Origin of the sequence: Thalassospira profundimaris, from assembly GCF_003326795.1 — a bacterium.
GTDB classification, from domain to species: domain Bacteria; phylum Pseudomonadota; class Alphaproteobacteria; order Rhodospirillales; family Thalassospiraceae; genus Thalassospira; species Thalassospira profundimaris_C.
The window spans coordinates 530,952-550,286 of the sequence record NZ_JPWI01000001.1 but is presented as its reverse complement, the minus strand read 5'-3'; the positions used below and the strand labels follow the sequence as shown (position 1 = coordinate 550,286).

Genomic DNA, 19,335 nt, shown 5'->3' with positions numbered 1-19,335 from the left:
GGAAGACATAGCCATGACCAACGCCGTTATTGCCGGATATGTCCGGTCGCCCTTTACCCCGGCCCGCAAAGGGGCCCTTGCCAAGGTTCGTCCCGATGACCTGGCGGCACAGGTCGTTAAAGGTCTGGTGGAAAAGACCGGCATTGATCCCAATGCCATCGAGGACCTCATTCTTGGCTGTGCTTTCCCCGAAGGCGAACAGGGTTTCAACGTTGCCCGCCTGATTACCTTTATTGCCGGTCTTCCGCGCTCGGTCGCGGGTGTCACCGTCAACCGTTTCTGCGGGTCATCCATGCAGTCGATCCATCAGGCCACCGGAGCGATCGCCATCGGTGCCGGTGATGCATTTATCTGTGCCGGTGTCGAAAGTATGACACGCGTTCCGATGATGGGCTTCAACCCGCTGCCGAACCCTGAACTTTATAAAGCCATGCCAGAAGCCTATATGGGCATGGGCGATACGGCTGAAAATGTCGCGGCAAAATACAGCCTGACACGCGCCGATCAGGAAGCCTTCGCCGTTGAAAGCCACAAGCGCGCCGCAGCGGCACAGGCTGCTGGCAAGTTCGTTGATGAAATCATCCCGATTCAGACCAGGGACGGTGTTGTCTCTGAAGACGGCTGTATTCGTGGTGAAACCACCGCCGAAAGCCTTGCCGATCTGAAACCGGCTTTCCGTGCCGATGGTATCGTCACTGCGGGCACATCTTCGCCGCTGACCGATGGTGCATCTGCGGTGCTGGTATGCTCCGAAGAATTCGCTGCCAAAAACGGCCTGACCCCGATTACACGTATCAAATCGGTTGCCGTTGACGGCTGCCTGCCAGAAATCATGGGGATCGGCCCGGTGGGTGCGTCGAAAAAGGCACTGGCACGCGCCGGTCTGACGGCGGCCGACATTGATGTCACCGAACTGAACGAAGCATTTTCGTCCCAGGCAATAGCAAGCATTTCCGATCTCGGTCTTGATGCTGCCAAGGTCAATATTGATGGCGGTGCGCTGGCCATCGGTCATCCGCTGGGTGCTACCGGTGCACGTATTGTCGGCAAGGCCGCAGCCATCCTGAAACGTGATGGCGGCAAATATGCGCTGGCCTCGCAATGCATTGGCGGGGGTCAGGGGATCGCGACCATTCTGGAGGCGATGTAATGACCACCATCAAACAGGTCGCCGTTATCGGCGCCGGCGTGATGGGCGCGGGGATCGCTGCCCATATCGCCAATTCAGGAACTCCTGTCCTGTTGCTTGATATCGTTCCCGAAGGTGCCAAAAACCGCAATGCGGTTGCCGAGGGTGCGGTTGCCAAGATGCTTAAAACCGATCCGGCACCGTTCATGTCCAAACGGGTCGCCAAGCTGATCACCTGCGGCAATATCGAGGATGACCTTGATAAGATCGCCAAATGTGACTGGATCATCGAAGCCGTCATCGAACGCCTTGATATCAAGCAGGACCTTTATCGCAAGATTGATGCGGTCCGTGCCCGTGGATCGGTTGTGTCGTCGAACACCTCGACCATTCCGCTGGCCACCCTGATTGGCGGCATGGATGACAGCTTTGCGCAGGATTTCATCATCACCCATTTCTTCAATCCGCCGCGCTATATGCGTCTGCTGGAACTGGTTGGATCGGGAGTCACCCGTGATGGCGTGATTGACATGGTTGCCGATTTTGCTGATCGCAAACTGGGCAAGACCTGTGTCACCTGCCATGACGAACCGGGCTTCATTGCCAACCGTCTGGGCGTTTACTGGATTCAGGCCGCCATGGTCGAGGCCATGGACCGCCAACTGACCGTCGAAGAAGCCGACAGCGTGATCGGTCGCCCGTTTGGTATTCCCAAGACCGGCGTGTTTGGCCTGATGGATCTGGTTGGTCTTGATCTGATGCCCCATGTGCAATCAAGCATGGCGGGCCTTCTTGATAAGTCCGATCCATTCCACGCCATTTATCGCGAAAGCGCGCTGGTCAGCAAACTGATCGCCGATGGCTATACCGGTCGCAAGGGCAAAGGTGGTTTTTACCGCCTGAACCGTGAAGGCGGGGAAAAGATCAAGGAATCGGTTGATCTTCAGTCTGGTGAATTCTCCAGGTCCGAAAAGGCCCGCTTGGGTAGCGTTCGTGCCGCTGGCAAGGACCCGCGCAAGATGATGGAAGCCGATGACAAGGGCGGCCAGTATGGGCGCGCTGTCATGGGCAAGACCCTTGCTTATGCAGCTTTCATTGCCGAGGCAGCAGCCAATTCCATCGTCGATGTCGATGATGCGATGAAGCTGGGTTATGCATGGAAAACCGGCCCGTTCGAACTGATCGACGCCATTGGGGTTGATGCCCTGATTTCGATGCTTGAAGAAGACGGTGTTGAAGTCCCGGCATTGCTCAAAAAGGCTTCTGGCAAATCGTTCTACAAGGTCGAGGATGGTGATCTTTACTATCTTGGCTTTGATGGCAACTACGCCAAGGTTACCCGCCCGGATGGGGTTCTTCTGCTTGAAGACATCAAACGCAAATCCGAACCGGTTGCCGGTAACCGTGCTGCATCGCTTTGGGATATTGGCGATGGCGTCGCCTGCCTTGAATTCCATACCAAGATGAATGCCCTTGATGCCGATGTTCTGGGCGCCATCAAAACGTCTATCCGGACTGTCAAAAAGCAGTTCAAGGCGATGGTGATCTATAACGAGGCCAGCAATTTCTCGGCCGGTGCAAATCTTGGTCTGGCCTTGTTTGCGGCCAATATCGCCGCATGGCCGGAGATCGAGAACCTTGTTGAAACCGGTCAGGAAACCTACAAGGCGCTGAAATATTCGCCGTTCCCGGTCGTGGGCGCACCAAGTGGTCTTGCCCTTGGCGGCGGATGTGAAGTTCTGCTTCATTGCGATGCAGTTCAGGCACATGGTGAAACCTATATCGGGCTGGTTGAACCCGGTGTCGGTCTGATCCCGGCTTGGGGCGGATGCAAGGAAATGATCCGTCGCTGGGCCGAGAACCCGAAATTCGTCAAGGGTCCGATGGCCCCGAGCGCCAAGGCATTCGAGATCATCTCGGTTGCAACCGTTGCCAAATCGGCGATGGAAGCCAAGGAAAACCTGTTCTTCCGCGAAACGGACGGCATCACCATGAACCGCAACCGTTTGCTGGCTGATGCCAAGGAACGGGCACTTTCGATGGTCGATGGTTACGAAGCCCCCGAAGAATTCACCTATCGCCTGCCGGGCGAAGCAGCCCGTGTCGCCTTTGAAATGGCGGTCGATGGTTTCCATCGTCTGGGCAAGGCAACCGATTATGACCGTGTGGTTGCCGGTGAACTGGCGCGGGTTCTTGCCGGTGGTGACACCGACGTAACCGAAGAACTTTCCGAAGACGATATTCTTGAACTGGAACGCGAAGGCTTCATGCGTCTGGTCCGTAACGAAGGCACCATGGCCCGGGTAGAGCATATGCTTCTGACCGGCAAGCCGTTGCGCAACTAGGCAGGTCCAGGAGGAAACAGAAATGGCTGAATATAAAGCACCCCTGCGCGATATGCGCTTCGTCCTGACCGAGCTGTTTGATTACAACGACATCAATCAGATGCCCGGTTGCGAGGATTTCACCCCCGACGTCGTTGACGCGGTTCTCCAGGAGGCCGCCAAGGTCTGCGAGGAGGTCCTGTTCCCGATCAACCGGTCGGGCGACGAGGAAGGCTGCACCTGGGATGACGGGGTTGTCACCACCCCCAAAGGTTTCAAGGAAGCCTATCAGACCTTTGCCGAAGGCGGCTGGACCGGTATTGCCTGTGATCCATCCTATGGCGGTCAGGGCGCACCAAAATCCATCAATGCCTTGGTCGAGGAAATGATCTGTTCGACCAACCTGTCCTTCGGGATGTATCCGGGCCTGTCGTTTGGTGCCTATGCCGCCCTGCATAGCCACGCTTCGGACGAACTCAAGAACAAGTATCTTCCAAAAATGGTCGAAGGCACCTGGTCGGGCACCATGTGTCTGACTGAACCGCATTGCGGTACCGATCTTGGCATCATCAAGACCAAGGCCGAACCGCTTGATGACGGGTCCTATGCGATTTCCGGCACCAAGATCTTCATCTCGGCGGGTGAACACGACCTGACCGAAAACATCATCCATCTGGTTCTGGCAAAACTGCCCGACGCCCCCAAGGGCACCAAGGGTATTTCCCTGTTCCTTGTCCCGAAATTCATGGTGGGCGATGACGGATCGCTGGGGGATCGCAACGCGGTGAAATGCGGTTCCATCGAACACAAGATGGGCATCAAGGCATCATCGACCTGTGTCATGAACTTTGACGGTGCCATCGGTTATCTGGTCGGCGAACCCCACCAAGGGATGCCCGCCATGTTCACCATGATGAACCAGGAACGTTTGTCGGTTGGCATTCAGGGTCTTGGACTTGGCGAGGCGGCCTATCAGGGCGCACGCGCCTATGCCAAGGATCGCCTTCAGGGCCGCGCACTTACCGGTGCGAAATCCCCCGACAAGGCAGCGGACCCGATCATCGTGCATCCCGATGTGCGTCGCATGCTTCTGACCGCCAAAGCCACCAATGAAGGCTGTCGCGCGATGGGCATGTGGGTTGCCCGCGCCCTTGATACGGCCAAGCATCACGCCGACCCGGTCAAACGTGAAGAGGCCGACGAGTTCGTTCAGCTGATGACGCCAATCGTCAAGGCACTGTTCACCGATTGGGGCTTTGATAACACCAACCTTGGTGTGCAGGTCTTTGGCGGTCACGGTTACATCCGTGAATGGGGCATGGAACAATATGTTCGCGACGCCCGCATTGCCCAGATTTACGAAGGCACGAACGGCATTCAGGCCCTTGACCTTGTCGGTCGCAAAATGCCGACCAAGGCCGGTCGTTACCTGCGCCGCTTCTTCCATCCGGTTCAGGAATATATCGAAGCCAATGTTTCCAAGGACGGGCTTGGCGACTTTGTCCAGCCACTGGCAAAGGCCTTCATGCGTCTGCAACAGGCCACTGGCGAACTGGCGCAACGCGGCATGAAAAACCCGAATGAAGCCGGTGCCGCTGCAACCGAATTCCTGCGTCTGTTCGGTCTGGTGGCCGTCGGCTTTATGTGGGCCCGCATGGCCGAGATCGCATTGGCCAAGCAGGATGACGACCCGGAAGGTTTCTATAAGGCCAAGCTGATCACGGCAAAGTTCTATATGGAACGCATTTTGCCGCAATCAGGTGCCCTGTTCAGTCAGATGATGTCGGGTTCCTCGACCATGATGGCATTGGACGAGGAGCTGTTCTGATCATGGCACCGGGCCGCACATATCGTCAGATCGCATCACTGGACGGAGCAGCGTCGTGAACCTGATTTTCCGACTAATCCGTGTTGTGATCCTGTCCTTGTTGCGGCCCCGCCTTTATCCGCTTGATCCGTCGAGCTTGCAGTTTCGCGCCTGGCCGCTGGACCTTGATATCAATGTCCATATGACCAATTCGCGGTATTTCGCCCTGATGGATCTGGGCCGGACCGAACTGATTGTGCGCAATGGTATCGCCAAGCAGGTGTTCAAACACAAATGGCAACCGGTTGTTTCGGGCACCACCATGCGGTTCAAACGCGCGATCAAGCCGTTTCAGAAATTCTCGCTCGAAACCCGGGCACTCTATTGGGATGACAAGGGTTTCTATCTGGAACAACGCTTTGTCGCCAAGGGCAAGACACTCGCCCTTGGTGTCGTAAAGGCCGTCTTTGTTGGCCCCCAGGGCATCATCCCGCCCGAGGAAGTCTGTCGTCGGGTCGGTGCGGATCAAACCTCACCGATCATGCCCGACTGGCTATCCGGATGGCCGGATATGGAAAGTGCAATCGAAGCCCGACTTGCGATCTAGGGCACGCGATCAATAAAGCGGAAAACACCGCGGGAGGAAGTCACATGACGTCAAATGAAGCTGTATTGCTGAATATGTCCGACGAGATCGCAACGATCACACTGAACCGGCCGGACCGGATGAATGCCCTTGATCAGTCGATGGTCCAAGGATTGTCCGACGCCCTTGATCAGATCGAAGCCGGGATTTCGCAAATCGGTGCGGTGATCATCGAAGGATCGGGGGGCACCTTCATGGCGGGCGGTGATGTGAAATTCTTCCATCAGATGTCCCAATCCCCCGCCAACGAAGCCCGGCCAGTCATCGAAGCCATGATCAATCGCGTTCATGACATCATCACCCGCATCAACGCCCTTCCCTGCCCGGTTATTGCCAAGCTTGAAGGGGCGGTTGCCGGATTTGGCATCAGCCTGATGAATGCCTGTGATCTTGCGGTCGCCGCCGAGGAAACGGTTTTCACCCTTGCCTATATCCATATCGGCACCTCGCCCGACGGCGGATCGACCCATTCACTGACCCGTCTGGTCGGCATGAAAAAGGCCAAGGAAATTGCCCTTCTTGGGGATCGTTTCAGTGCAGACGAAGCCCATGATTGCGGCCTGATCAACAAGGTTGTGCCCGCCGATCTGCTGGCATCGGCAACAGCAAAATATGCAGCCCGTCTGGCATCCGGCCCGCGTGGTGCGATTGCCCGGACCAAGGCACTTCTTAATGCCGCCCCCGAGGCCGGTCTTTCCGATCAGCTCGCAGCCGAAGCCAAAGCCTTCGCCGATTGCGCCATAAGCAACGATTTCCGCGAAGGCGTCACCGCCTTTGTCGAAAAACGTCAGCCCCGCTTTGGCAAATCATAAAAAGAATTCAGGGAACAGAAGTAATGGCCACACTTAAAGGCAAAACACTTTTCATCACCGGCGCATCGCGTGGCATCGGCAAGGAAATCGCCCTTCGTGCAGCGCGCGACGGGGCCAATGTCGCCATCATTGCCAAAACCGATGAACCGCATCCGAAACTGCCCGGCACCATCCATAGTGCTGCCGCCGAGATCGAGGAAGCCGGTGGCAAGGCGCTCCCGCTTAAGACCGATATCCGCGAAGAAGACCAGATCGCCGAGGCCGTTGCCAAAACTGTCGAAACATTCGGCGGCATCGATATCCTGATCAACAATGCCAGCGCGATCAATCTGACGCCGACTTTGCAGACACCGATGAAACGCTTTGACCTGATGCATCAGGTCAATACGCGGGCAACCTTTGCCTGCGCGCAGGCCTGCCTGCCGCATCTTTTGAAATCGGATAACCCGCATATCCTGACCATGTCGCCACCGCCGAACCTGTCACCGCAATGGTTTGCCAATCACACGGCCTATACCATTTCGAAATACGGCATGAGTCTGGTCACCCTGGGTCTGGCTGCCGAATTTGCCGATGAAGGGGTTGCTGTGAACTCGCTTTGGCCCGTCACGGTGATTGAAACCGCGGCGCTAAACATGATCCCCGGTCTGGAACAGGGCCGCGCACGCACGCCGCAAATTCTGGCCGATGCGGCGCATGCGATCCTGACGGCACCGTCACGGGATGTGACTGGCGGGTTCTTTACCGATGAGTCCGTCCTTGAAGCCATCGGCATTACCGATTTTGAACCCTACAACCTGACGCCGGGCAAAGCGCCCTATCCGGACTTCTTCCTTGAGCTTGATCGCAATGGAAAGAACGACCCGCAGGTTGCCAGGCTTCTTACGAAACTGGGCAGTTTTCACAAGGCTGCCTGACGATTTGGCGTCGGGGAAGTGTGTGCCCCGACGTCTGGTAGGGGCCTGATTTGACGAACGTGGATGATCCACACGGAAAATCGGGCTCTCTCGCCCGCTGAACTAAACCCGCCCTTTGGGCGGGTTCTTTTTTGGGAAAATGCCGTCAGCCACACATAAAGACACCGCCACATGACGGGCGGTGCCTACCTTCGCAGAAACGCATTAACGTTGAGGGTAAAGATGAAAAAGCGTAAGGCGCGAAGGATTTACCGGGTTACGAAGCCCGGCGTTCAAGTGCCCGCTTTTCCAGAGATTGGCGCGGCATCTCGCAAGCCTTAAGACTTGGTGTCGGCAACATCATCTGTACCGAAAGAGCCATGGCAAGGTCACGATGATCACTGTCCTGATCAAGGAACCGGCTTGACCAGATGCCATCACGGTTGGCCGAAAGAAACGCACAGCGCAACATCGAAAACGACGCCGAACCATAGCAATCCTGCTGACCGGTCACACGTGCCAGCCAGTCGGCAATCGCGTCATGTGCTGCCTGATCAAGAATATCCTGCATATTTGCCCGATCATGGGCCGCAACGCTGTCAGCCGCCAGTGCTTCGCGCAAGGCATTGATCATGCGCTGATTGGCCTGTGCGTCGGACAATCCGAAAGACCGAAGCCAGGCGCGCGCGGTGTCTTCAATCAGACGGGTCATCGCCGCCGACTCAAATGCGGCATAGGAAAAACCCTGTGATGCAACGGTCATGTCGGTCATGTATTCGGCCCTCCGGGCAGTAAACGATCATCGGCAATTAACGCTTCGTTAAGAATAAGCTTCGCCGAAAAAACGCGGGATAATTTGCTCGAATCTGGGCGTTTTTGTGGCGCACAAGATTCCATTAAAACAATTACTTGGTCGGACTGTTGGTCCGTTCAGGGCCCGTTGACATCCCGCCCTGCCATGATCTGGTCCAACGGCTTGACCGGCCAGGACAGGATCAGGATTTTTTCATCCCGGGTCAGGCTTTCAATCCCCAGACGCGCAAGTTTTTCATAGATGATCCCGATTTCAATCGTCGTGCGCGCATCCGGTTTGCGCACCGGAAGCAATGCCGAATGCAGCGCATTGGCATAAGGATCCTCGATCAGGCGCATCAGGCCGTCCTTGACGTCACCCCCGGCAAGCTCCGAACCGATCCGGGCAAGTGCGCGCAGCTCATCTGGGCTGTCATATTCTTCCGGTGTCAGGAAAAGCTTCATCCGGCGTGCCAGCTTGCCAATCGCAAGGCTGCTTGAATAATGGGTCAGCCAGGGCGACAGAACCAGACCGGCCAGAATGGGCGACAGCCACCAGAAAAACGCCGTGTCGACAAATACCGCGATCGCCCCCCAGATGAGACCGATCACAATGATCGTCCGATGGGTTTTAAGGGCCGCCTTGAATGGCACACCGGCATCATCGCGTTCCTGCGCATCCCAGCCAACCTGATTGCCGGTCAGAACCGAAAACACGAACTGAGAATGCAGCATCATCATGATCGGCGCCTGCAAGGCGGAATAGACGGTTTCCAGCAAACCACTGACCAAAACCATAACGCCACCGTACTTTTTGCGGTCCCGTCCCAGACATACCATCAGGATCGAGATGATCTTGGGCAGAACCAGCATGCCAATGGTAAAGATCAGCAGCACCAGCATTTCAAACGACCGGTCCACCGGCCATTGCGGGAACATGGTGAAATGCCCCGGGAAAAAGCTATAGGTCAGTTGCGTGTTTTGCAGGGTCGCAATGGTCGAGCTGAGCAACAAAAGCAGCCAGAGCGGCGATGAAACAAAGCTCATCACCCCCATAAAGAAATGCAAACGGCTGAGCGGTTTGAACCCGTGCGCCACCATCAGGCGTGCATGCTGCATATTGCCCTGACACCAGCGACGGTCGCGAATGGCAAAGTCAATCAGGTTCGGCGGCAGTTCTTCCCAGCTGCCTTCAAGCTGCGGGATCAACCAGCACCGCCATCCGGCCTTGCGCATAAAGGCCGCCTCGACAAAATCATGGCTCAGGATATGGCCACCCATTGGCGGTTTGCCCGACAGAACCGGAAGACCACAACATTCGATAAAGGCCTTGGTGCGAATGATCGCATTATGGCCCCAATAGTTCGAACTGCCCATGCACCAGAATGACAAACCTGCCGACATGGTCGGCCCATGCACGCGCGAAATGAACTGCAAAATGCGCGCAAACAGGGTCTGGCGTCCGGTCGGCTGCGGCGGACTTTGAATGATCCCCGCATCTGGGTTGTTTTCCATCAGATAGGCCATATTCACCATGGCCTCGCCCGACATCACACTATCGGCGTCAAACACGATCATATGATCGTAATTGGCCGCATAGGTTTCACAGAATTCCTTGAGATTTCCGGATTTGCGTTCGGTATTCTCGGTCCGGCGGCGGAAGAATATCTTGCCGCGCGCATTCAGGTCAGTACAGGCCTTCGCCCATGCCAGTTCCTCGGCAATCCAGATATCGGGATCACGGGTATCAGACAAAACAAAGAAATCAAACGCATCAATTTCGCCGGTCTCGGCCAGACTTTCGTAACTGGCGCGAAGCCCTGCAAAAACGCGATTGGGGTCTTCGTTATAGACCGGGATGACGACAACGTTTTTGGATCGCAGTGACCCTTTGCGCACAATCGGTTTAAGCCGCTTGAGCGTAATCGCATCAAGCTTCAGACCACGCAGGATCAATCCGACAATCCCGGTAAAGAAGGACAGCGAAATCCAGGCAAAGTTGATGGTAAAGAACGCCACCACCACCATTTCCATGATGGTCAGCTGATCCGCACCCAGAACATCGGCCATCAACCATGCAGCATAGGCCGTTGCGGCAATCGAGGCCCCGAACAAAAACAGACGTCGTTGACCAACGCCCGGTCCACGCAACTGGACGGTCGGATCACATATGGTTGTCTGGGTCTTGTCATTTGCCGGGTCAGAAATCTGACTCATCTGCATTTACCTGATTGTCGAGTCATTCATAAAGGCACGGGATCACGGGCGGGCCGGTTCTGGTTTAAAAGACCCAGGGCATGGTCCATGTTTCGCTCAGGACCTTGTCCTTGTGCAAAAGGAACACCCGCAAATTGCTTGATGCGGCATCACTGTCATCGACCAGATCAAAGAACACGCGCACACCGCCATTTTCCGGATCGGGCATCACGCGGATATTTTCAAGCTTGCCTTCCGATGCGCTGACATCTGCGTGCAGGTTCTTGGTATCCTTGATGAAATAATCCAGATCACCACCGGCAAAATTCAAGACGAACCGCGCCCGGCCCGCGTCATCATCGCCTTGCGATGCAATTCGCATCAGGCGTGTGTCGGTGGCCTGTGCCAGATCATGCAATCCACCACCGTCGCGCATTGCGGTGATGCTGTATTCCATTGTCATCTCACCGCCTGCAACCGGTTTGGTTTCAGGCACCCAATAGGCAACGATATTATCGTTGGTTTCAGACGGGCTCGGAATTTCGACCAGCTCGACATGGCCCTTGCCCCATTTGCCCTTGGGCTTTACCCAATATCCGGGCTGGCGATCAAACCGGCGATCAAGGTCCTGATAATGGTCAAAATTCCGGTCGCGCTGCAAAAGCCCGAACCCAATGGGATTTTCATCCAGAAACGAGCTCATCTGAAGATGAACCGGGTTATCAAGCGGTCGCCACAACCATTCGCCGCGCCCGTTATTGATCAGAAGCCCGTCACTTGAATGCACCTCGCCGCGATAGTCATCAAACGACCGGCGACGCTGTTCACCAAACAGGAACATGCCATTAAGCGGCGCAATACCGATCTTTTCCACACCATCGCGGAAAAACAGATTGGCTTTCACATCGGCCTGACTGCGCGTACCCGGTTTGATGTCAAACCGGAAGGCACCGGTAACGCGTGCACTGTCGAGAAGGCCATAGACCGTGATCGTCTGATCGCCCTTTTTGGGTTCGACGATCCAGAATTCCTTGAAGACCGGGATTTCCTCGCCGGTTGGTCCGGCAAGGTCAATCGCAAGGCCGCGCGCCATCTGGCCAATCGACTGTCCTTCGCCCTGAAGGCGGAAATAGGACGCGCCAAGGAACCGGGTCAGTTCATCGCTGCTATCAACGTTGGATAACGGATAGCGCAGACGGAAACCGGCATAGCCCTGTGTCGAGAAATCATTGCCCGACAGGCCCGTCTTGCCGAAATCAAACAGACCGGCCGAAAACGGAATGACCTGTACTTCGCCGTCGCGCACCAGATTGATCGCAACCGGCACATCATACATGTTGCCCGGATGGAACAGCTCGAGCGAGAAGTCCGAATTATCGGGATTAAAGAAGGCGCGCTGCGACTTGAAGCGGATCTGGTCGTAATCATCAGAACCCAGATTGGCCAGAACATCGGGCAATTCGCGATGCGGATTTTCAAACGGTGCCTTGGCCAGATTACGCGCCCGATCAATCACCATTTCCGGATCAAACATGACCGGTGCGCTCACGACAGGTTTTTGCTCATCCTCGGGCTGTGGCGTGCCCGGTACTGCATCATTTTCCTGGCTATCGGTTACGGTTACGGCTTCATCACCCGCATTCTGCGGTGCTGCTGTTTCCGGTGCTGCAGCGGATGCAACAGGCCCGGACGCGTCTGATACCGATGCTGCCGCCGGATCAGTCGTTACAACTGCAGGGTCATTGGCCTGTGCATATGCCGGCAATGACGCGCCAAGCAAAACAGTTCCGGACGCCAAAGCGACCAGAAAAACATGTTTTAGGGCCAGCGCTGTGCGCTGAGGAAAATATTGCGTCATGCCTGTATACGCTACCAACCATTGGATTTTTTCGATTTGTTGATTGTGCTTGTGCACAAAAAACAGGGCAGGAATGTGTCGCCATCAGGGAAAGAATCCGCAAAGCCCGAACTGGCACTCCGCCATGACAGAATGCTCTATACCCGGATGTCGATTGCACGAAACGCCATTTTTGCATGGGCTATCCCCCTGAAATGCGGTGATTTGCATCTTGACAGAATCAGGAAATCCTCAGGTGCCCTTTGGCCTGACTCGCAACAGTTCAAAAAAGAAAAGGCCGGCCCATTTCTGGGCCGGCCGGGTATTCAGATGACTGCGAATGCCGATCTGAAAATCTGTTCTGTAATCAGTAGCCAACCGCGCAACCATCCTTGCGCGGATCAGAACCAGCCACATATCCGGCATCGGTCTTGGCAATCAGCTGAGCGCCCCCAAAACCGAAATTGGTGCTGTCAGGTGCCTCGACCTTGATCGCATGCCCCTTGGCCTTCAGGGCCTCGATCACATCAGCACCGACCGAGGCTTCAACAGCGACCTCAAGCCCCGAAAGAGCCTGCCAGCGCGGTGCATCAACAGCCGTTTGCGGATCCTGTCCCCAAAGCTGGGTGCGCAAGGTCATTTGCAAATGCCCCTGTGCCTGCATCGGTCCGCCCATGACGCCAAAGCTCATGACCGGGTTGCCGTCATCGCCCATCAAAAAGGCCGGAATGATGGTCTGGAACGGACGTTTTCCACCTTTGACGAAGTTGGGGTGACCATCTTTAAGGCTGAAACCGTGACCCCGGTTCTGCAGACTGATCGAGGTTCCCGGCACCACAACACCGGACCCGAAGCCCATATAGTTCGACTGGATAAAGGACACCATCATGCCGCTTTCATCCGCCGCAGTCACATAGACCGTCCCGCCATGCTTTGGTGCACCGGCTTTGAAATCCTGGGCCTTGCTGGCATCAATCAGGGCGGCACGGGATTTCAGATAGTCATCGGACAAAAGATGTTCGACCGTGACATCGGTCATGTAGTCAAGATCGGCGACATAGGCCCGCATATCGGCAAAGGCCAGTTTCATCGCTTCGATTTCAAGATGCAGCGCCTCGGTGGAATCGGGTTCATAATCTGCGATATTGGTATGACGCAGGATCCCCAGCGCGATCAGGGCTGAAATCCCCTGCCCGTTTGGCGGAATTTCATGCAGCTTCACCTTGCCAAACGATTGCGAGATCGTCCCGACCCAGTCAGCCTGATGATTGCCAAGATCCTCTTCGGACAAGGCTGCACCATTTTCACGGGCAAAAGCCGCAATTTTCGATGCAAGCTTGCCGCGATAGAAACTCTCGCCCTTGGTTTCGGCGATATCGATCAGGCTTTCAGCAGCAGCCTTGTTGACAAACAGCTCGCCCGCCTTGGGGGCCTTGCCACCGGGCAGGAAGGCCTCGGCAAAGCCCGGCTGCTTGCCCAAAAGATCACCACCCTTTTCCCAAAGGGTCGCGATGATGGGGGATACTGCAAAGCCACGCGATGCATATTCGATGGCCGGTTCGAACAGCTTTTCAAACGGAAGCTTGCCGAATTTCTCGGAAATCGCACGCCATGAAGATACAGCCCCCGGTGTGGTGACCGATTCCCATCCGCGCTGTGGCATCGTGTCCTGGCCTGCAAAGCGTTCCGGGTTCCAGGCCGCAGGGGCCCGACCCGACGCATTCAGACCATGCAGTTCCTTGCCATCCCAGATGATGGCATAGGCATCGGAACCAAGCCCGTTGCCGGTCGGCTCGACCACGGTCAGGGCAATGGCCGAGGCCAGCGCCGCATCGGCAGCATTCCCGCCCGCCAGCAACATGCGAAGACCGGCCTGTGCCGCAAGCGGCTGGGATGTGGAAACCATGTTGCGCGCCAGAACCGGTGACCGGCGTGAGGCATAAAGCGCGTCGTGACGAAGTTTCATTGGAGTCTCCTGATCGTGGGCTTAATCGCCGTCTTGTTCATCGGTGGCAGGACGGTCTTTTTTACGCATCTTCAGAACCGAGCGAACGCTGAAGATAACAGACAGCAGGGCAGCAGCCAGCAAGACCGCCGAAATCGGACGGGTAAAGAATACAGTCCAGTCACCGTCACTCATCAGCGCGCGACGCAGGTTGGTCTCAGCGATCGGACCAAGGATCACACCAAGCACCAGCGGTGCCAGCGGGTAATCAAGCGACTTCAACCCGTAACCGACCAGACCGATCGCACCAAGCAGATAAAGGTCAGACACCCGGTTATTGAGCGCAAAGGCCCCGATCACACAGCAAATCATCACTGTCGGCACAATGAACTGCTTGGGAATGTCAGTCACGCGCAGGAACAGACGCATCGACAGCACACAAACCACCAGCATCATCAGCGAGGCCACAATCATGGCAACGAACATGCCATAGGCCAGATCCGCATTATCCATGATCAGACGCGGACCCACCGAGATGCCATGCACCATAAGAGCCGCCATCAGGATCGCATCAACCGCCGATCCCGGAATACCCAGGGCAATCATCGGGATCAGCCCGCCACCCGCCGTGGCAGAGTTTCCAGCCTCGGATGCGATCACGCCGTCCGGGTTGCCCTTGCCAAATTCCTCAGGCGTTTTGGAGCTGCGCTTGGCCTGGTCATAAGCCAGCAGGTTGGCAATTGATCCACCGGCACCCGGCAAGGCACCAATAAACACACCGATCAGCGACGAACGTACCAGATTGACCGGATGCATCAGAACTTCGCGCATCACAGCCCAGGTCTTGAATTCGATCACGTCGGGGATCAATGCCCCCTTGGTGTCTTTTTTGCCGTGATCCTCAACCTCGCCCATCAGCTGGCTGATGGCAAAAATACCGATCAGGACAATCAGGAACGGCAGACCCGGCATCAGGATGTCGGACTCAAATGTAAGACGCGGGCGACCCATCATCGGATCCGGCCCGATGGTCGCAAGACCAAGACCAATGACACCGGCAATCAGACCACGCATCAACGAGTTGCCCACAAGGCTTGCAACAATCGTCAGGGCAAACACGATCAGCGAGAAATATTCCCACGGACCAAGTTTAACCGCGATCAGCGCCAAAGGCGGGGCGGCAACAATCAGGATGATGGTGGAAATCACTGTCCCGAAAAACGAAGCCCAGACACCAAGTGAAAGGGCGCGTCCCGGCTCCCCGCCGCGTGCCATCGGAAAGGCATCGAAGGTCGTGGCAACCGAACTTGGCGTTCCGGGAATACCCAGAAGAGCCGCACTGATCAGACCCCCGGTATAGCCCCCGACATAAACCGACAACATCACCGAAACCCCCTGAAGCGGGTCCATGGTAAAGGTCAGCGGCAATGTCAGGATGATGGCCATGGTCACGGTAAAGCCGGGAATGGCGGCTGCGACGATCCCGGCCACGGAACCGATCAGCATGTAAATCAGGGTATCGAATGCGAAAACCTGATGGGCACCGGCAAGAAATGCATCCAACATGATCGTAAACTTCTGTTAGCCCGCGAACAGCACGCCGCGCGGGAGAAATACGTTAAAGACTTCTGCAAACAGCAGGTTCAAGCCAACCGAGAAAATCAGGGCAGCGACCACGGACTGAATGAAGGTCTTTTTCGAAATGCCTGCGATCATCAGCTGGGTGATCAGCAGAAAGACAAATGTCGCCAGCGAGAAACCGGCAAACGGCAAGACGGCAAGATAGGCAACCAGCAAGCCGAACAGGGCGAAGGAGATCCTGCGAACCTTGACCCAGCCACAAAGTGCTGCGGCAAGACCATCAAGCTGTCCGGCTTTGCGAATATCCATGACCGCGCGAATCGCTGAAATCAGGCACAGGCCTGCCAGAACGGCAAAGACCAGTTGCGGGAATGACCCGGCCCCCAGCGGTTCCCAGCGTGACGTCGGCAACTCACCCGCGCGCATCGACAAATAGACCGAACCCAGCCCGAAAACGACGTAGGAAACCAGCCGTGCAAATTCGGTCCTAGCACGAGAAGCAGCGGGTGCAAGTGCACCCGCTGCTGCTGATTTCTCAGACCCGCTCGTCATCCTGCGAGCTTGCCAACCAGACGATCAACCGTCTCGGACAGTTTGCCGAGATAGGCTTTGTAAGCGTCCTGACCAAGGAAAACAGCTTCGGAGCCAACATTCTTGATTTTGGTGCGAACGTCTTCGTTCTGCATGACTTTTTCAAGGTGGGCTTCAAGAGCGTCAGCAACATCCTGCGGGGTGCCCTTGGGCAGAACAACACCACGGGTCACAGCCAGATCAAGATCATGGCCCAGTTCCTTGAAGGTGCGAACATTCGGCTCGTCTGCGGTACGTTCCGGCATACCGACGGCAGCAAAGATCAGATCGCCATTTTCAACAAACTGACCGGCAGAGGATACGTCACCGATGGCAACATCAATGTTACCGCCAACCAGTGCACGGATACGCTGACCGGTACCTTCGTAACCGACATAGGAGAACTGGATGTCGAACGCATCTTCGATCATCGCCATGTGAAGATGCGGAACACCGGCAAGGGTCACACCGGCGCGAACCGCACCCGGATGATCCTTGGCAAAGGCGACCATTTCTTCAAAGGTCGAGAAGTTCTCGTTCTTGGAGAAGGTCAGATACTGCGGCGACGAGGTCACCAGCGCGATCGGCATGAAGCTGTCCCAGTTCAGGTCGGTGATGCCTGTACCATTGGAAATCAGCAAACCTTCGTGGATCTGGGAAATGGTATAACCATCTGCCGGGCGTTTGGCGAATTCGGCCAAACCGATATTACCACCAACACCGGGCATGTTGATGACAGGCACTGCCTGACCAGTTTCCTCAGCAAGACCCTGTGCGACAAGGCGCATCAACGTGTCGCTACCGCCACCCGGGCCCCACGGAACAATGAATTCGATCGGTTTTTCGGGATAGTCCTGTGCCTGCGCTGGGCCTGCAATGGCGGCTGCCATCAGACCGGCGGCAACGGCAATCTTGCGGAACATCTCAGTGCCTCCTGATAAATGAACTGGATCAATCGAAACCAATTATTTTTTGGTTCCTTCATTTTGTCGACATATTGTTGTCATCGTAACTTTGTCTTCGCAACCCCAAAAACGCTAAACCACGTATTTTTCGCCTTATACGTGGCTTTTTTACGCAAAATCGTTGCCAAACAGTCCCGTCTGGCGTTAGTACAAATAGCAAATAACCGCAAAAATTGGTTTGGATTGGTTCGAAATGATTGAAATCGAAGGCACCATGAGCCTCTATCTGGTCTGGGGCGCTGCAATGCTGTTTGCCGGCGTTGTCGGCGGCATTATGGCGGGCTTGCTGGGCGTAGGCGGCGGGATTGTTATTGTCCCGGTGCTCTATCACTTTTTGACAACCATGGGTGTTGACGAGTCGCTCCGCATGCAGGTTGCAGTCGCCACCTCGCTGACGACAATCATCGCAACCGCCATTTCCTCGACCCGCAGCCATTACAAAAAAGGCTCGGTCGATATTGCCCTGTTGAAACATTGGGGCCCGGCCATTGTTGTCGGCGTCATCATCGGTACGGCCATTGGCGGCCTTGCCGATGGCCGGGTTCTGACCATTGTCTTTGCCGTTGTGGCTCTGCTGGTTGCCGCCAACATGATACTGGTCAAGGACCGTGAAACCGACGAGGCGAAAAACCCGCCCAAATCTGTCTGGGCGGTTCTTGGCGTTCTGGCGGGCAGCCTGTCTGCCATGATGGGGATTGGTGGCGGTACCATTTGCGTCCCCGTCCTGAATTTCCTCGGCTATGACATCCGCCGCGCGGTCGGAACGGCGGCGGCGATCGGCCTGATCATCGCCCTGCCCGGTACAATCGGATATGCCATGTCAGGTATCGGCGTAGACGGACGCCCGCCCTTCTCGATCGGTTATGTGAACGTTCTGGCAGCGGCCCTTCTGATCCCGATGACGGTTCTGTGCGCCCCGATTGGTGCGCGCATCGCACATACCATCCCGAGACGGGCACTGCGCATGTGTTTCGGCCTGTTTCTGGCGGTAACCTCTTTGCGGATGTTCTACGATCTGCTTAACTGACATCCAGGATCAAGACTTTCGATCCGAACCAGTCCTCTGGGAAATGGCACCTCGCAAGAATAGGTGCGGATTGGTTCGGAAACAGGGAACGCCATAAAAAAAGAATAGTGACCATGAATGACCTTGCGACCCACGGATTGGCTGAAAAGCTTAAATCCGGTTTTGCCCGCGGTGAATATGTCAAAGACGGCCGGGTAATCGCCGAACGCAATCTGGCCGAACAGCTTGACGTCGGACGCCGGGCGCTGCGCAAGGCGCTTGATCTTCTCGAAGCAGAAGGCCTGATCTGGCGTCGACAGGGACAAGGTACTTTCGTCGGCACTCCGCCCACACCACGTCTGCGCAAGCTTGAAGGCATTGCCACCAAAACCAGCCCCTTTGAAATCATGGAAGTCCGCCAGGAAATCGAACCATCCATGGCACGCTTTGCCGCCCTGCGCGCATCGCAGGCCGATATTGATGCGATGCGGATCATGGTAGATAACGCCGCCCGCGCCACCACTCAGGGCGAATATGAAAAGTGGGACGCAGCTTTCCATCAGAAACTGGCGGAATCGGTTAAAAACACCCTGTTTCTGGCCGTGTTCGAAGCCGTCAATGCCGTGCGGCGTGATGCGGCATGGGCACGACTGCGCGAAAGCAGCCATTCCGACAGCCTGATCAACGATCTGAGCGCCCAGCATCGTGATATTGTCGACGCCATCGAACAGCGTGACCCCAAATCAGCCGAAGACGCGATGCGCCGCCATCTGGCACAGGTCGAACAGGCCCTTAAGCAAAGCTAGGCCCCAAGGCGACATTGCCCCCC

Annotated in this window: 15 protein-coding genes; 8 read left to right on the top strand and 7 right to left on the bottom strand. The window is 56.0% G+C overall.

The window, feature by feature from the left end; genetic code table 11:
- The first annotated feature begins 13 nt into the window (after nt 1-13).
- The 6 genes from TH30_RS02635 to TH30_RS02610 are packed head-to-tail and all read left to right on the top strand — an operon-like array spanning nt 14 to nt 7,635.
- Nucleotides 14-1,150, top strand: a complete 1,137-nt coding sequence (locus TH30_RS02635; RefSeq protein WP_114096517.1) for a thiolase family protein — start codon at nt 14-16, stop codon at nt 1,148-1,150.
- Nucleotides 1,150-3,474 carry a 3-hydroxyacyl-CoA dehydrogenase/enoyl-CoA hydratase family protein gene (locus TH30_RS02630; protein WP_114096516.1) on the top strand — a complete coding sequence of 775 codons (2,325 nt, stop codon included), beginning with the start codon at nt 1,150-1,152 and terminating at the stop codon, nt 3,472-3,474. Before TH30_RS02635 ends, TH30_RS02630 begins: the two co-directional genes overlap by 1 nt.
- A gap of 22 nt (nt 3,475-3,496) precedes the next feature.
- A complete protein-coding gene (locus TH30_RS02625; protein ID WP_114096515.1) occupies nt 3,497-5,281 on the top strand; it encodes an acyl-CoA dehydrogenase C-terminal domain-containing protein in 1,785 nt (594 codons plus the stop codon).
- 55 nt (nt 5,282-5,336) lie between these two features.
- The gene (locus TH30_RS02620; RefSeq protein ID WP_114096514.1) at nt 5,337-5,867 is read left to right on the top strand and encodes a thioesterase family protein; all 531 of its coding nucleotides are present in this window, start codon (nt 5,337-5,339) and stop codon (nt 5,865-5,867) included.
- A 44-nt stretch (nt 5,868-5,911) separates the two neighbouring features.
- On the top strand, nt 5,912-6,718 hold the full coding sequence (locus tag TH30_RS02615; RefSeq protein WP_114096513.1) for an enoyl-CoA hydratase/isomerase family protein: 807 nt from the start codon (nt 5,912-5,914) through the stop codon (nt 6,716-6,718).
- Nucleotides 6,719-6,741: 23 nt separating this feature from the next.
- A complete protein-coding gene (locus TH30_RS02610) occupies nt 6,742-7,635 on the top strand; it encodes an SDR family oxidoreductase (protein ID WP_114096512.1) in 894 nt (297 codons plus the stop codon).
- 256 nt (nt 7,636-7,891) lie between these two features.
- On the opposite strand, the gene TH30_RS02605 is transcribed toward TH30_RS02610, so the two are convergent.
- The 7 genes from TH30_RS02605 to TH30_RS02575 all read right to left on the bottom strand — a co-directional run bounded on the left by TH30_RS02605 (nt 7,892) and on the right by TH30_RS02575 (nt 17,458).
- Entirely contained in the window at nt 7,892-8,386 is a 495-nt protein-coding gene (locus TH30_RS02605; RefSeq protein WP_114096511.1) for a hypothetical protein, read from the bottom strand.
- Nucleotides 8,387-8,544: 158 nt separating this feature from the next.
- On the bottom strand, nt 8,545-10,623 hold the full coding sequence (gene mdoH / locus TH30_RS02600) for a glucans biosynthesis glucosyltransferase MdoH (protein WP_114096876.1): 2,079 nt from the start codon (nt 10,621-10,623) through the stop codon (nt 8,545-8,547).
- Between the two features lie 64 nt (nt 10,624-10,687).
- Nucleotides 10,688-12,460, bottom strand: coding sequence for an OpgD/OpgG family glucan biosynthesis protein (locus TH30_RS02595; protein ID WP_114096510.1), 1,773 nt, complete (start codon nt 12,458-12,460; stop codon nt 10,688-10,690).
- Nucleotides 12,461-12,806: 346 nt separating this feature from the next.
- Nucleotides 12,807-14,405: a gamma-glutamyltransferase family protein gene (locus TH30_RS02590; protein WP_114096509.1), complete on the bottom strand. Its 1,599-nt coding sequence runs from the start codon at nt 14,403-14,405 to the stop codon at nt 12,807-12,809.
- Nucleotides 14,406-14,426: 21 nt separating this feature from the next.
- The gene (locus tag TH30_RS02585) at nt 14,427-15,950 is read right to left on the bottom strand and encodes a tripartite tricarboxylate transporter permease (protein ID WP_114096508.1); all 1,524 of its coding nucleotides are present in this window, start codon (nt 15,948-15,950) and stop codon (nt 14,427-14,429) included.
- A 15-nt stretch (nt 15,951-15,965) separates the two neighbouring features.
- Nucleotides 15,966-16,517 (bottom strand): tripartite tricarboxylate transporter TctB family protein, encoded by a 552-nt coding sequence (locus tag TH30_RS02580; RefSeq protein WP_114096507.1) that lies wholly within the window; start codon nt 16,515-16,517, stop codon nt 15,966-15,968.
- Nucleotides 16,514-17,458 carry a tripartite tricarboxylate transporter substrate binding protein gene (locus TH30_RS02575; protein WP_114096506.1) on the bottom strand — a complete coding sequence of 315 codons (945 nt, stop codon included), beginning with the start codon at nt 17,456-17,458 and terminating at the stop codon, nt 16,514-16,516. The genes TH30_RS02580 and TH30_RS02575 overlap by 4 nt, the downstream gene beginning before the upstream one ends.
- 235 nt (nt 17,459-17,693) lie before the next feature.
- Between TH30_RS02575 and TH30_RS02570 the strand changes: the two genes are divergently transcribed.
- Complete coding sequence (locus tag TH30_RS02570; RefSeq protein WP_114096505.1) at nt 17,694-18,527, top strand: sulfite exporter TauE/SafE family protein; 834 nt, start codon at nt 17,694-17,696, stop codon at nt 18,525-18,527.
- A gap of 113 nt (nt 18,528-18,640) precedes the next feature.
- On the top strand, nt 18,641-19,312 hold the full coding sequence (locus tag TH30_RS02565) for a FadR/GntR family transcriptional regulator (RefSeq protein ID WP_114096875.1): 672 nt from the start codon (nt 18,641-18,643) through the stop codon (nt 19,310-19,312).
- Nucleotides 19,313-19,335 lie beyond the last annotated feature (23 nt).